The 14,832-nt window shown below is 53.9% G+C and carries 10 protein-coding genes and 2 pseudogenes; 6 read left to right on the top strand and 6 right to left on the bottom strand.

Translation table 11 applies throughout. The features are described 5' to 3' along the window. The first annotated feature begins 885 nt into the window (after positions 1-885). Positions 886-1,370 (top strand): annotated as a pseudogene (locus tag CQ011_RS18135) (Shedu anti-phage system protein SduA domain-containing protein). Positions 1,371-1,446: 76 nt separating this feature from the next. Here CQ011_RS18135 and CQ011_RS05350 read toward each other — a convergent pair. The 3 genes and pseudogenes from CQ011_RS05350 to CQ011_RS05340 all read right to left on the bottom strand — a co-directional run bounded on the left by CQ011_RS05350 (position 1,447) and on the right by CQ011_RS05340 (position 4,578). Beyond that, a complete protein-coding gene (locus CQ011_RS05350) occupies positions 1,447-2,139 on the bottom strand; it encodes a DUF4238 domain-containing protein (RefSeq protein WP_286161119.1) in 693 nt (230 codons plus the stop codon). A 518-nt stretch (positions 2,140-2,657) separates the two neighbouring features. Continuing rightward, positions 2,658-3,308, bottom strand: a pseudogene (locus CQ011_RS05345) (glutamate-cysteine ligase family protein); the annotation flags it as partial. 97 nt (positions 3,309-3,405) lie between these two features. Then, complete coding sequence (locus CQ011_RS05340) at positions 3,406-4,578, bottom strand: metallophosphoesterase family protein (protein WP_105675418.1); 1,173 nt, start codon at positions 4,576-4,578, stop codon at positions 3,406-3,408. A 227-nt stretch (positions 4,579-4,805) separates the two neighbouring features. Here CQ011_RS05340 and CQ011_RS05335 point away from each other — a divergent pair, with 227 nt between their 5' ends. Next, positions 4,806-6,077: an MFS transporter gene (locus CQ011_RS05335; protein ID WP_105675417.1), complete on the top strand. Its 1,272-nt coding sequence runs from the start codon at positions 4,806-4,808 to the stop codon at positions 6,075-6,077. Continuing rightward, the gene (locus CQ011_RS05330) at positions 6,074-6,748 is read left to right on the top strand and encodes a FadR/GntR family transcriptional regulator (RefSeq protein WP_105675415.1); all 675 of its coding nucleotides are present in this window, start codon (positions 6,074-6,076) and stop codon (positions 6,746-6,748) included. Before CQ011_RS05335 ends, CQ011_RS05330 begins: the two co-directional genes overlap by 4 nt. 100 nt (positions 6,749-6,848) lie before the next feature. On the opposite strand, the gene CQ011_RS05325 is transcribed toward CQ011_RS05330, so the two are convergent. From CQ011_RS05325 to CQ011_RS05315, 3 genes are read right to left on the bottom strand one after another with little or no spacing between them, the layout of a single operon-like run. Further along, on the bottom strand, positions 6,849-8,147 hold the full coding sequence (locus CQ011_RS05325) for an MFS transporter (protein WP_105675413.1): 1,299 nt from the start codon (positions 8,145-8,147) through the stop codon (positions 6,849-6,851). A gap of 38 nt (positions 8,148-8,185) precedes the next feature. Beyond that, the gene (locus CQ011_RS05320) at positions 8,186-9,091 is read right to left on the bottom strand and encodes a carbohydrate kinase family protein (RefSeq protein WP_105675411.1); all 906 of its coding nucleotides are present in this window, start codon (positions 9,089-9,091) and stop codon (positions 8,186-8,188) included. Then, positions 9,088-10,560, bottom strand: coding sequence for a glycoside hydrolase family 32 protein (locus CQ011_RS05315; RefSeq protein WP_181148000.1), 1,473 nt, complete (start codon positions 10,558-10,560; stop codon positions 9,088-9,090). Before CQ011_RS05315 ends, CQ011_RS05320 begins: the two co-directional genes overlap by 4 nt. 119 nt (positions 10,561-10,679) lie before the next feature. On the opposite strand from CQ011_RS05315, the gene CQ011_RS05310 reads away from it, so the two are divergent. The 3 genes from CQ011_RS05310 to CQ011_RS05300 all read left to right on the top strand — a co-directional run bounded on the left by CQ011_RS05310 (position 10,680) and on the right by CQ011_RS05300 (position 14,796). After that, on the top strand, positions 10,680-11,708 hold the full coding sequence (locus CQ011_RS05310; protein WP_146112566.1) for a LacI family DNA-binding transcriptional regulator: 1,029 nt from the start codon (positions 10,680-10,682) through the stop codon (positions 11,706-11,708). Between the two features lie 341 nt (positions 11,709-12,049). Further along, positions 12,050-13,075: a LacI family DNA-binding transcriptional regulator gene (locus CQ011_RS05305; protein WP_105675404.1), complete on the top strand. Its 1,026-nt coding sequence runs from the start codon at positions 12,050-12,052 to the stop codon at positions 13,073-13,075. A gap of 44 nt (positions 13,076-13,119) precedes the next feature. Then, the gene (locus CQ011_RS05300) at positions 13,120-14,796 is read left to right on the top strand and encodes an ABC transporter substrate-binding protein (protein WP_105675402.1); all 1,677 of its coding nucleotides are present in this window, start codon (positions 13,120-13,122) and stop codon (positions 14,794-14,796) included. Positions 14,797-14,832 lie beyond the last annotated feature (36 nt).

The raw sequence follows: 14,832 nt of genomic DNA, 5'->3' as shown, positions 1-14,832 counted from the left end.
GCAGCATACGGGTTACAAAATGTTTCCAGAGGAGATCTTGAACACGGCAGATGGGATGATCAAGGTATCCTACGCGGATATTTTATACCCTCGTCTTTCTCGGAAAAGACGCCTCCTGACGGCCAGTCTCCGACGACGCGAATTCAGATAATTGAAGCTGATTCCACAAATCATCGACTGATAATCTTCCCCATAAAAACTGCAGGCGGAATGACTGGAGATTTGGGTCCGAAATATGATCAAATCCGTCGAATTGTCCTCCCTCGCGACTTTGAAGGAACTGAGGAGCTGGGAGAAATTCTGGGTGTCTCCCTGAAGGATTCTCAAAGTCACCCGAGTATGGTCTTGGGCTGAGTAAATTGTGCCGTCCACTTATTTCGCTGATCGAACAACAAACTTGGTGTAGCGGCCTTGTATTTGAGGATTCCAACGCTACGCGAATCGCCGGAGATCACTTTGTCTTGCCACTTGAAATTTTCAGCAAAATCCGATCTGAGCTGAACCGGATTGGCACTCGTGGAGCGATGGCAGTAGGTCGCGTCAGGGAGGCATACGTTCACAACCAACTGGCCAGTGCCCTCGTCTTGACACCGAAAACCATATCGTTCGGGAGATACGCCGACTCCCGATGGATGACCAAAGTTGCGTCCGGCATGCAACCTCTTAACATCTAAGAACAGAATGCATTGGTTTCAGCTACAGCAAAAAACGCGACTCAGATCGCAGCTGAGCAACCGGAGAAACTGGCGGAACTCCAATAGGACATTCAATTGGTCAGTTTAGATCGACTGATCATTGAGTTCGGCGATGCTATAGAAAGAAAACATCCGGAAGGTTGGTGGCAAAAATTCTTCGAAAGAAATATTTTCGCACTACAGCTGCTTTTTGGCGGAACCGACTGCACTATTAGATTCCCAAACTCATATAGTTGACGATTCAAAGAGTCTGAAGGGACGAAAAATCACCGACTACCTGATGATGAACAAACTCACAGGCAATGTAGCAATCGTGGAAATCAAAAAGCCACATACACAACTCATCTCCGCATCCACTTATCGTGGGGGTGTTTACAAGATTCCTTCAGAAATTGGAGGCTCTGTCGTTCAAGTGCTCGACCAGGCACGAAAACTGATTCAGCACGAAGAGCCGACAAAAAACGAATAAATAGCTACGCCTGGAAAAGTACTAAGCCGCGATGTTTTGTAGTTGCAGGACTATCAACCCAACTAGACAATGATGCGAAGAAGTATTCATTCGAACTTTACCGCGAGAACCTTGGGAGTCTTCGACTGGTTACTTTTGACGAAATTCTCGGCCAAATCGAGATGCTCCGGGATTTCTTGGCCGCCGAAAATTCTCTAAATAAGTGACTTCGACTTCGCAGCTAAGTACCTAAGAGTTGCCATAAGGGGTAACGGCCAACACATTCTTATGTTCACAAAATTTCTAGTAATCGTCGGATGTGGCCCAGCCTAAGTTCAGACTTCCACGAGCACCGACGATCCAACGGCGACATTTCCTTGTCATTAAATCATTGAGGTGTTCGCTAATAAGGGGAACAAAATCGTTGCCAATAACGAGTAACTTGTTGGGAGACATTGGGAAAGTAACAGCAACGATCCGGCTTCCAGCGCTTTTGCGCCAAAGCATGACTGCTCCATCTCCGGTTACAAGTCCTTCTGCTTCATGAACTTTCCAAGGAAGACTTTCAAGCTTCATGGACGACAATCTCGTGACATCTTTCAGGGACTGAGATAGTAGAAACCGGTCACCAAGGTTCAAATTTTCATGTTCCATCCGGCCTCCCGTTTTGAGAACCAGTGCAGACGTACTCACCTGAGCCTGATCAGCGTATCTTCCTCGATCGAGGTGCATATCGAGAAAACTAACAACGCTGGTCTTCTCCTCTGTCTCCAACCTATGACCATATCTGAGCTTGACGAGTGCAGGAATCCCACGGCTTTCGATTTTCTGGAATTGATCTTCTAAATCATGTGTCAGCAGGGAAGGATCGTAGGCATAGTTCACAACTGTTGCGTTGACCACTCCCGTTGTGAAGCCCCGACGTTTCTCAACATCGATCACATCTACCTGCTTCCGGCTGTCCCCCCAAGGTTGGAGGTACCCGCGGGATATCATGTGAGCACGTTTTACCTTGCCCTGTTGTCTGGTGCTCGTAGCATCTTTTGTCATACGCCCACCGCTCCAGTACTCGTCCCTTAAACCCACGCGCATTGTTAGTTCTCACCAATCCTGACACATAGGGATGCCCCAGACCTGCATGCAGATATCTTCTATAACGGGTTGTCCCTGTGTTGACTTCATCGTAGGCATGATTTAGGTCCCAATAGATTCAGTTCACGCTGAATGAAGTGAACTATTTTGGGTGTCTCATCATTCGTCGCCAGACTGGCGGCAAATGATTGGGACAGAATGCTTATTGATTTGGGGTTGTGGAATGCACGGTTGGGTGCGGTGTAGATCATGCTCGGATCTGGGGAGACCGGTTGTGCCTGTTCTCAGGTGAGACTCTTTGATTTTCAGCGTGGTGACCCCGAAAATTAAGTAAGGCTGTGAGTCACGTAGTGGCTGCTCTGGGAGCAACTGGCAGGTTAGATTCTAGGCATCCTGCACCACGCTTTACTTTTAAGAGCCACTTAGACAGCGTTCATTTGCGCAACGTTGTCCTTGACGACGGCTTGGAAATCGCCGCCTGTAGTCGCGAAAATCTGCCGTTGGATCTGGTATCCGGCACCGCGCTCAATGAGGCGAATGATTCCTTGAAGTTCGTCTTGGCATCCGAGCTGTTCAGCCACCGGAGCTAGACGCTTCACCTCGTTGCGCAGGTGGTCCGTTACCAATATTTCGTCACCTTGGGCGTTGAGAATAATGATCGCGTCTAGGCCATAGCGGGCTACGCGCCATTTATTCTCGACGCGGTGCCACGCTGGCATAACAGGGATCTTGTAGCCCGCTTCAAGAGACATAGACATGTCGTGGACCAAGCACTGGGTTAATGCAGTGATGGCGGAGATGTCTTCGAGTGAGCTCATGCCGTCGCAGATACGCATTTCCACGGTACCGAGGCGGTTGACCGGGCGGACGTCCCAGCGAATTTCGGAGATGTCATCGATGACCATTTGGCGTCCCCACCACTGGGTGCGGTCAATGAGGTTTGCGTAGCGTTCTTTGTCAGTCACCGGCTAAGAAGTTGGTGCGGCAAAGGGGTTCGAGCCTGCGCAGTAGAGATCTACGCCCATAGGGTCGGTGACTTCGTGGAGCCGGCGGACGTTGGCTCGCAGCCCGTCCCCGACATCCATAAGACCTCGGACATTTAGGCCCAGACCCCGTTGGTCCTGCCATGCAGACAAGTCCCGCGGGTCAACGGCTCTGAGTAGATTTGGGTTAAGGCAGTGGCAGCGGTTCGTCGAGAGCCTGTTCCCGAGTGCCCATGTCAAGCCCTAGCTTCTTGGCGAACACGGTGCGGGTGCCGGTGTAAACACCATCCTTGTTTTCATCGAGTTCAAAGACACGAGCGCCACGCAGATGGTGGTTCTCCGCGTCACCTAGTCCGTAGGTACCGAAGCCGGTACCAGGACCGTAGCCAAGCTCAATTCCGTAGTAGTTGCCCATGTAGGTATTGACGTGGTCGTGCCCGCAGTAAGCGCCTCGTACATCACCACGTTCTTGCAACGCGGTGAACAGGCCGGAGTTGAACGCACCGGTGTAGATGCCCTCGTTCTTCACTCCAACGATGGAGTGCTTTTTGACCGCCTTTTCGTGATCCGCCTCGTTCGAAGTGAATTGGGAGCCGAACCACATGTGATGGTGTTCCCACAGTGGGATGTGGAAGAACATCAACGACTGGACCTTGCCGTAACGGTATTCGGTAGCCTTGGAAGCCTCACGGTACCAGGCGATCTGTTCTGGTCGGATCCAGTCGTAGGACATGAGTCCTTCAAAGTCCTGGCCGCCCACAGTCTTTGGAGCGTAGCGGTTCGAATCAAGTAGCCAGATGCCGAAGGCTGGCTTGGAGCTCTTCGAGGAAGCGATTAGCAGCTGTGAGTTCGATTCCCCATAGATCTTGTCATTCTTCGAGTTGGTGTTGAACTTATAGCTGCGGATAAAATCAAGAATCTTGGCGTCAGACATATTCGTGCCGTTAGGCATTGAGTCTTCATCATGGTTGCCGAAAGTCAGCGCCCATGGGATCCCTCGGGACTCCATTGGCTGCACAACGTTGTTGATAGCCTGCTTAACATCGGTAGTGGTCTTGGAATCACCGTTGATGACATCACCATTGATGAGTGCGAAGCCAGGTTTCTCGGTATCTAGGACCTTTTCCATCAGTTCGATGGTGCGCCGGTCGGTACGCGGACCATCCTGGGTGTCGTTGAACTGAACGATCTTGAACTTGCCGTCTGACGCGAACTTCAGTTTTGGCTTAGGGGCCGTTCCCGGCTTCTTTGCCGGTGCTGCGGACGCGGCCACGCTGTTGGCGGCGAATAGTCCGGTAATCGCGGCAGCGGTGCCACCAATTAGTACTCCACGGCGGGGGACAGAAGAAGAATTGCTCACGCAAGCACCTTTCACTCTTATTGGTTAGCCAGCCACATAGTTGGTTGGCCGATAACCCCTAGAGCATAGGGATGGCTAGTGACGAAACAATGAACATTGGAAGTCGCTGGCTTACCCTGCGCATAAATAAAACGACTGAACAGGAACCTCGGATACCCACGTTGACGTATCTGTGGAATAGGTCACGGAATTCGATGGGATAAACATCAAACGTCTAATGTTTAAACGTGATCGACAACTCATCTGAACCTTTACTCCCGTCGCCTACCGGCCCGGCCCGCAAGCATTCATGGCGCGCGGGTGCCCTTGCTGTTGCAGCGGTAATTCTCGTCGGGCTGAACCTGCGCATGGGCATCGCCTCGGCTTCGCCGCTCTTCCACGACCTGCAGGACATGCTGGGCTACGGCACATTCATTGCCGCGCTACTGCCCACGATCCCTGTTCTCTGCTTTGCGATCGCTGGCGCTGCGACGAGCATGGTGATCCGCCGTACCGGACTCGAGCTCGGGATCGCTATCTCCTTGCTGCTGCTGACTGCCGGTTTGGCGCTGCGCGTTGTCGATTCAACCTGGGCCTTGCTAGCTGGAACCGTAGTGGGAATGAGTGGACTGTCCATCTGCAATGTCGCCATGCCTTCGTTCATCCGGGAACACCACGGGAACCGCGCTGCTTCGATGACCGCTGTCTATACAACCACCATGTCCATCGGCGCGACGCTGGCCTCCGCGGTCAGCGTTCCGTTGGCAGTGCAGGCAGGCTCGCCAACTACTGCCTTGGCCTTGTGGGCGATTCCCGCAGGCCTGGCCTTATTGGTCTTCATTCCGCTGTCTCTTTCAGGAAAGCGCCCAGCTGCCCAGCCCGGTGCGCATGTAGCTACCTGGCCACTGTTGCTTACGCGCAGAGGCCTGTTGTTCACCACTGTTTTCGGCATCCAGTCGCTACTGGTCTACACCGTGGTTGGCTGGTTGCCCCATATCCTTATTTCTCGCGGGCTTGAACCGGCAGCTGCCGGCCTGATGTTGGGAATCGTGCAGGCAGTAAGCATCCCAACTGTCATGGTGATGCTCTGGATGGCCTCGAAGCCGAGCTTGTTGCGTATTGCGTTCGTCGTGACCACCAGTTGCTCGGTACTCGGGTTCACCGCCTTGCTACTCTTGCCGGTAGAACTTTCCTTGCTCACCTCGGTCTTCATTGGTCTTGGCTTTGGGGTGTTCCCGCTGGTCATGCTTATGCTCAGCCGCAGCGGCGGAAGCGCACAGGAGACCACTGCACTGTCCACGGTCGCCCAATCCGTCGGCTACCTGATCGCTGCGATTGGGCCATTCGTCCTGGGGCTCTTGCAAGGTGCATTAAATTCATGGACTACCGGGCTGGCAATCATGTTGGCCTTTGCGGTTGTCCAACTCTTGTTCTGTTACAAGCTAGGAGGCCTGCGTACCGAGGCTGATGCCCGGCAATTGACCGAAGTGGACGGCTCGGCTGAGGTGGAGCGGTCATGAGTAAGATGCCATTGCGCCCACCACTGGCCGATGAGGTGGTGGCTAAGTTGCAGGACGCCGTAGCGCACGGGCGTTGGAAGGTGGGGGACCGGATTCCCGCGGAACCAGAGCTAATCGCAGAAATGGGTGTATCCCGCGGTACGCTGCGCGAGGCAATCAAGGCCTTGGCCCGAACAGGAGTATTCGAGGTTCGCCGTGGCGATGGCACGTATGTGCGAGCCACCAGCGAAATCAGCGGGACCGCGCAACGCGTGTATCGAGAACATGCCGACCAGGACGTGCTGCAGGTGCGTTTTGCCTTGGATACGCAATCTGCGCGGCTGGCTGCGAAAGCTGCCGATGCGCAGGTGGTCCAGCGGTTGCGGATATTACTGGGGCAACGGGCCGAGGCCTGGAAAGCACAGGATTTCCAAGCTTGGGCGCAAGCCGATTGGCAGTTCCATCTGGAGGTGGCCAGTGCGTCTGGAGTTCCCCTGATGCATGAGATCTATGAGAGCTTCGGCGATGTTTTCCATGGCACCAAAATGGTACAGCGGCTAGCCGACGGATTCGACGGCTGCTTGCACGCGGGCCATGAAGCACTGGTCGACGCCATCGAAGCTGGTGATCCAGAAGCTGCAGCCAAAAGCGTTGTTGAAAATCTCGACTATTGCATGAGCTGGATGCCTTAGAGAAGCTGGTTCAGCTTTCGAATAACGCAAAGGGAGATCCACCATCAAGAATTGATGGTGGATCTCCCTTTGCTGGAACAAGTTACTTTTGCCGACTCAGCTAAGCGTCTACAACAGTTTTTGAATGTCGTAAGAAAGGGTCGCCATCCACTTGCTGGTCATCCTTTTTCAGTGCAAAGAAACCGTATACTCCGGCAACCAATACCACCACGGAGATGGTGATGAAGGTTTGCTGGTAGCCCATCCGGTCATGGAGCATGCCCAGGGGAGTGGAGAGTAATACGTTGCCGATTTGAGCTGATACTTGGAACCCAACCATGTACAGGGTTGCTGACAGTGCAGGGTTGAAGTGAAGCGTGAAGTATCGGAAAATCGGCAAGATGAACAGCGGAGTCTCAACTGCGTGCAACATCTTAATTGCCGAGACCCACAAAGGATCATCAACCAACGCGCAGCCCAAGATGCGAACAAACATGATGGCCACGCCCAAAAGCAATGCCGAACGGATACCAATCCGGCGCATGACTAGAGGGATGATTCCCAACATGGCGGCTTCCACAAAGACCTGCACCGAGTTCAGAATTCCGTATACCCGCTGACCGGTCTCAGGAGAGTCAAATAGTCCCGTGTAGTAGCCGGGGAACATCTGCTGGTCGAAGACTGTATAGAAAGTCCAAGAGAGCATGACAAACAAAATGATCAGCCAGAGACTAGGCAATCGGAAGAGTGCGAACATCTCGCGAATAGTAGGTGTGGATGCAGAGGACAGGATTTCGGTGCCCGCATGTGCGGCGCTGACCGGCTGCTTTTTGGTGCGTGCGAAAACCAGCAACAACAGGTGGATGACTCCCAGTACCGAACCGATCCAGAAGTTCAACATGGGGTTGATGGTGAACAGGAAGCCAGCTGCCAAGGCAACCACGGCGTAGCCGAAGGACCCCCACATGCGCGCCTGCCCGTATTCAAAATTGAACCGGCGGCTGTAGCGTTCGGTCAAAGCTTCAAAAAGACCAACACCTGCAAGAAAACCAATCGAAAGCACAATTGCACCGAGAACCACACCGGTCAAGAAATGGGATTGCAATAGTGGCTGGTAGACCCACGTGCAAAAGGGCCCGATTAGGGCGGTTACTGAGGCCAGAACAATAGCCAGAGTCTTCTTCACGCCAAGACGATCTTGAATGGCACCATAGGCAAACATCAAGATCAGTGTTGCCAGCGAGTTCACCGAGTAGACGGTACCAACCTGTGCGCCAGTCAGCGCTAGACCAGCGGACTCACTGGTGAGCCAAATTTGGAAAAATGACCACCAGATACCCCATGATGCGAAGAACAAAAGCATCGAGAAGGAGCTTTGGAGATAATTTGGGTTACGGAGTGTTGTTGTTAGACCAGCCATCTTTGACCTGGATTCTTTCTTAATGTGGTGAAACGTTGTCAGTTTTTAATCGCGCGGGTGAACTCTTCGAGCCATGGGGGATTGGCTCCCGGCTGCGCCACAGTCAATGCTGCCGAGATTAACGCATACCGTAGTGCATCCTCAACATCGGCGGTTGCCGCCGGCGCTTCGCTGCGAAGCGACTGAGCCAGTTGTGGGCGCGCTAAAACTCCGTAGAGAAGTCCAGACATGAAGGCGTCGCCGGCCCCAATACTGTCAGCGACAGTGGTGGGGAAAGCGGCAATATCGTAGCGTTGGCCAGAAGCTAGAGCTAGGCAGCCGTCGCCACCTTGAGTCATCACGGCCAATGCTGGACCAAGACTGGCTACGTGTTCCAAAACCTGCCACGGTTCAAGATCGGGATATAGCCATTGGCCATCAACGTCGCTGAGCTTCACGATGTGGCTAAGGCTCATCAACAACTCAATACGCTGGAGGGTGACTTCTTTATCCTCTACGAGGTCCGGTCGCAGGTTCGGGTCGTAGCTACGCAGGGTCCGGTCGGTCGCCTGGCTAAAGGCTTCGACAATTCTCTCGCCCGAGGGCTCAATCCATGCAGCAATAGAACCGGTATGCAACAGCTGATTACCTTCAACCGCGCGTACTTCGGGAATCTGCTGGTGGATGTCAAAGGTGTAGTGGGCATTGGAGTGCTCATCCATCTGGACCTGTGCCACCGAGGTGGATCGTTGGGTGATAGAACCCGGGGCTACCAGGACACCGGCCTGATTTAGATGCGCGGCGATCTGCATTCCATAGGGATCTATCCCGAACTCGGTGTAGAACTGAACGTCGTGGCCGAGCCGGGCAAGCCCTACTGCGACATTTAGCGGTGAGCCACCCGGATGCGCAGAATCGCTCACGACATCAACGAGGGACTCACCGATCACGGTAACGCTGCTCATGCGTTGACCTCCAAGGTCTTGACCGCCAAGGGTAGGACAGAGAATGTTGCATTCTTGCCCTCGGCTAGGCGAAGTGTCCCATAGGCTGGCGCCGCTTCGCCAGCAAGCTGGTCAGTTAGTGAGCAGCGGCCATCAGCCGCGAGAATCTCAATGGAACCATGATCCAGTAATACCCGGACACGTAGCTCATCCAGACCGGAAGGTAATGGCATGCGCTGGGTGGAAGCATAAAGATCATGTTCTACCTTGCCCGCGGTGCGATGATGCTGGAGCAGTGCCGAGTCAATTCTGATTTCGCTGATGAGGCTGTCATCTGAGCGGTGCAAGGAAAGCACTGACTGCTCACTGGAGTTTCCAGCAACGGTGAGTTCAAGCAGAGTAGGGGAGCCGAGCTCAATACGGTCTTCGCCACTCACCGTCTGGGGTGGCATTGTGCCGGTTGCCGGCAACCCAAGGAAGTGCTGGCGGATTTCAAACTTGCCATCCATTGCCGCAACCAGATCCAGCTGACGTGCGGCGCTCATGGAACCGCGCCAACCGTCATGGGGGAGTTCCCGCGCATAGTCCCAATTGCTCATCCAAGCGATCAAGATCTGACGGTGTACGGACATGCCGTGAAAGCTAACTCCTGCATAGAAGTCGCGGCCCCAGTCAAGCCAGTCACCTTGGCTCAACGAGTCGTAGGCGAAGCTGTCCCATGCGTCATGATTTTGGTCAGGTGTGAAGGTGGTGCCGTCGAATTCGCCGACGAAGTATTGAGTACCCGAGCCACCGGCCACACCGCCTGGGTTCAGCGAGACAATAAGAACCCACTTGAGTTCCTCGGTGCCGGAAATTGGAAGTTGGAAGAGGTCCGGGCATTCCCAAATTCCACCGGTCGCTGCCTGCGGGCCAAAGCTGGAAAGCTCGGTCCAGTCGATCAAGTTTTCGGAACGGTAGAACAGCACCCGCCGTTCGATTGCTTCAACTGCAACCATGACCCAGTATGAACCCTGCGCGGATTCGTAACGGAATACTTTGGGGTCTCTGAAGTTTTTGGAGCCACGGTCAAGAACCGGATTGCGCTCATATTTGGTGAAGGTGCTTCCGCCATCAAGGGAATAGGCAATTGCTTGGGACTGGTTAGTGTCATCCTTGGCAGCTGCCGTGTAGAGCGCAATGACCGGTGGAACTTTGCCGTCTCCCAGACCGCTAGCATTGCCATGGTCCACCACGATGGAGCCGGAGAAGATGTCAGCGACATCGCCATGCAAAATCGCAATAGGCAATTCGGTCCAGTTCACCAGATCGGTGCTGACCGCGTGCCCCCACGACATGTAGCCGTGGCCAACGCCGTAGGGATTGTGCTGGAAGTACAGATGGTATTGCGTTCCGTCAAAGAACAAACCGTTGGGATCATTGATCCAGTTTTTTTGTGGAGTGAAGTGTAACTGTGGCCGCTTCGCCGCGACCTGCTGTGTTTCAGGCAAGGATGCCACCTTTTCAGAATCCGCTAAATGCATTTAGCACATGACTCTAACAGCGTGAATGGAACACTGCAATACGCTAGGCTCGAATAATTGCATGCAACCAGTCTCAAGAAGGAAACGTGGATACTCCTAAAGCCAAGCGGGTAACAATAGCTGACGTTTCGGAAGCTTCGGGGATGTCTAAGGCGGCAGTTAGCCTCATCCTGAATAACAAGCCAGGTACACGGCTCTCAGTCGAAGCGACCGAGCGAGTTCGGGCAGCAGCTAAGGAATTGGGTTACCGCCCCAATGTTGCCGCCCAGTCACTGAGAAGCGGTAAGACTCGTACCTTGGGTCTCATCTCCGACCAAGTCACGGTCACTCGCTTCGCTTCTGAAATGATCACCGGAATCTTGAGTGCGGCAGAGAAGCGTGACCATACGGTGCTTATCGCTGAAACATTTGGGAAGCCTGATCAGCTAGTTGAAGCCATCGAGCAGATGGCGCACCGTGATGTTGACGGGCTGATCCTTGGATTCATGGATTCTCGGCGAAGGGATTTGAAGCTTCCGCAGACTGGGCTGCCTACCGTGCTGGTTAACGGGCTGGATGAAAGTCCGAGTGTGGCAGTGCTGCCCAATGAGGCGATGTCTGGTGCTCAGGCAGTGCAACGTGTTCTTGAATCCGGGGCCCGAAGCGTTGCGTTGATCGGTGCGCTGGAAGGTGCCGAAAAGGATCCGGAAACTTATCCAAGCATTTCTCGCCGTTTTGCTTCATTGCGCGGGGCTTTAGCTGAATCGAGCCTCGAAGTCCTGGGTAATTGGGTACTTGAGGACTGGAATCCCACCGATGGGTACGCGGCAACAACGCAGATGCTAGCCGAGGGTTTTAGACCCGACGCAATTATTTGTGCCAATGACCGTGTGGCCATGGGCGTCTTTCAGGCGCTCGCCGAGAAGGGGCTAGTGCCTGGCGAAGATCTCTCAGTTCTTTCCTTTGACGATGAGATCATTGCCAGTTATCTGCGTCCGCGACTCACTTCGATTCGCCTTCCCTACGAAAAAATGGGAGCCCTGGCGGTTGATCTATTGCTGGATCGGAAGCTGGAGCCTGGCGAACATCAAATCGATATGCCGCTCATTGAGCGAGATTCAATGAAGGGCGAATAAGCCTGCCCGGACTGTGTTCGTTGAGCTAGTTGGCTAGTGCACCCCGCGTATCTCGTGTGCCAAAATCCTCAGCGCCATAGTGCCTCGGGTGTGAATCGATCTTGGCGTTTGCGCTAAGACTTAGTAGAACTTTGAAATCCCTCTCTGATCGCTGGTGTTGTCGCGCGCTCAGAAGTGTTTCACCCTGAGCTCGTTGCGCTATCGGGAAGACGCGCTCTTGACACCTGCAAGTGATGTGCGTTACCTTATTTTTCAGCGTAGTAACGCGCGTTGCTGAATCGTATTAGCAAATTGATGCCACGCTGAGAATCTCGTTGATTTCAACTTAAAGAGGAGGGGAAATGTCGCAACAAGCTGTGACCATGGCCGATGTCGCCAAGGCGGCGGGCGTGAGCCGTACAACGGTTTCGTTTGTACTCAATGGCCGGTCGGAAGCGAACATCCCCGAAACTACTCGGTTGAGAATCAACCAGGCGGCACGCGAGATGGGCTACCGCCCCAACGCAGCCGCACGGGCCCTAGCTAGCCGGCGAAGCACCTGGCTAGGTTTGGTCACTGAGATTGCCACGTCTCCATTTGCTACCGACGTGATCAAGGGTGCACAGCACAGTGCCTGGAACGACGGTAATTTTCTGCTTATCGCACCGAGCGGCGATGAGCTAGGAATGGACGAGCTAGCCGTAGAAAAACTTCTTGAACAACAGGTAGGTGGGTTGATCATTGCAACCACCTGGCACCGCCAAATCACGGTGCCAGAGAATGCAAAATCAGTTCCCTGCGTGTTGGTCAATTGCTTCGACGCCGAAGGAGAATTTCCATCAATTGTCCCGGACGAGGTTGGCGGTGGCTACGCCGCCGCGCAGATCTTGGCCCAAGCCGGACACACCAACATTGGTCATATCACCGTTACGCAAGGAATCCCCGCTCAAATCGGACGCCAAACCGGTATGAAGCAAGCTTTGCGTGATCACGGGATCAACCCAGAAGATTCAAAGATTGTTGCCGGTGACGGCACTGCCGACAGCGGGTATCACGGCACCCAAGAGCTACTAAGCCAACCAGATCCTCCTACCGCAATCTTTTGCGGTAATGACCGGATCGCCATGGGTGCCTATGACGCAATCAAGGAACTGGGCTTGCAGGTAGGAAAAGACATTTCAATCGTCGGCTTCGATGATCAAGAAATTCTGGCACCACACATGCGGCCAAAACTGACAACCATCGCTTTGCCCTTTGAAGAAATGGGCATGGCAGGGGTGTCATTACTGAATCAAATGGTAGAGGGCTCACCAATAGAGAATCGCCAAATTACCATTGGCTGCCCTCCACGCATTCGTTCATCTGTAGCCATGCACGGCCGCAGATGATCTTCCCCTCCGCTACACATCACATGAATGGATGAGGAACTTCAATGATAATCAAATACCTTCGCCGCGCGCATCTTGCCGTGGCAGCGACCGCTATGGTCGGCACACTCGCGTTGAGCGGATGCGTCGCATCAAACCCGGGCGGAAGTGAAGAAGACGGGGCATCAACCAGTTCCGCTTTTCTGACCATTCCGCGCGAAGACATGGGAACCTTCTCCAAGAACTTCAACCCTTTTTCGCCTAACGCCGCCCCAATGACCGGTCAGTCCATCTACGAATCCATGCTGATCTACAACCCAGCTGGCGGAGACACCGTGCCCTGGCTGGCTACCGACTGGAAGGCTGGCGATAATGGCAAGTCATTGACCTTCAACCTGCGCCCAGACGTCAAGTTCTCGGACGGCACCGGCCTGACGTCTAAAGACGTCAAGCTGTCGGTTGAACTGCAAAAGGAACTGCTCGGCGGTTACGACTACCTAAAGTCCATTAAGACTCCGGACGACTCCACTGTGGAGTTCACCTTCAAGAAGGCTTTTGCACCAGCTCTATATGAATTAGGTCAGCAGGTCATCGTCCCGGCTCACATCTGGTCAAAGTTCGACAAGCCTGGAACTGAAGAAAACCCAGCACCGGTAGGCACCGGACCATACACCGAAATTGCCAACTTCCAAGCGCAATCCTTCGAATTGGGTAAGAACCCGAACTACTGGCAACCAGAAAAGCAGAAAATTGGCGGCTTGCGAATGCTCGCCTTCGCCGGCAACGACGGCGCCAACCTTGCCGCTATTTCCGGTGATGTGGACTGGACTCAGACCTACATGCCAGATATTCAGACCACCTACGTGGACAAAGATCCAGAGCATCGTCACTACTGGTTCCCGACCACAGGTTCCGAGATCAATTGGCAGTTGAACACTACCAAGGAAGAATTCTCCGACGTGCGAGTGCGCAAAGCACTCAGCATGGCCGTTGACCGCGAACAGGTGGTCAAAGTTGGCATGAGCGACTACACCGTTCCGGCTGACTGCACCGGATTGTCAGGCAACTACGACAACTGGCGCGATGCCTCTGTTGTGGAGAAGTGTGACTGGACTAAGCGCGATATTGAAGGCGCTAAAAAGCTTCTAGACGAGGCAGGCTACAAGGAGAACTCCCAGGGCGAGCGCACCACCCCGGAAGGCAAACCTTTCACCTTCGACATTTCCGTTGGATCCAGCTCCACTGACTGGCTGTCGGTAGCGAACATCATTGCGCAGAACCTGCAGGATGTGGGCATCAAGGCCACCGTCGATTCCCCTGACTGGGCCGCGGTGACCGCCGGCTACGAGACCGGGGAATTTGATACCGGCATTGTCTGGACCGCCAATGCTCCGACTCCGTACCACTACTACCTAAACCTTATGGGTAGCCAAAACAAGAAGCCGATTGGCAAGCAGACGTTCGATAACTACCACCGCTTCAGTGATAAACGAGCAGATGACTTGCTGAACAAGTTTGTTGCCACCACCGACGAGGGTGAGCAGAAGCAGGTTGTCAACCAGTTGCAGTCGCTCTACAGCGAACTGGCACCAGTGGTACCGCTATTCCCCGGCCCAGAATGGGGCGCCTACACCACCGAGAACTTCGTTGGTTGGCCCACCGAGGAAAACCCTTACGCCACTCTAAGCAGCCGTACACCAACCACCGTATTGGTGCTCACCAGCCTAGAACCAGCGAACTAGCATCAATTTCCGCGCAGCGGGCGGAGAATATCCGCC

This window comes from Arthrobacter sp. MYb213, assembly GCF_002979915.1.
Lineage (GTDB): Bacteria > Actinomycetota > Actinomycetes > Actinomycetales > Micrococcaceae > Glutamicibacter.
Note: the sequence above shows the minus strand (reverse complement) of the source record. Positions and strands in the feature narration are given on the sequence as shown.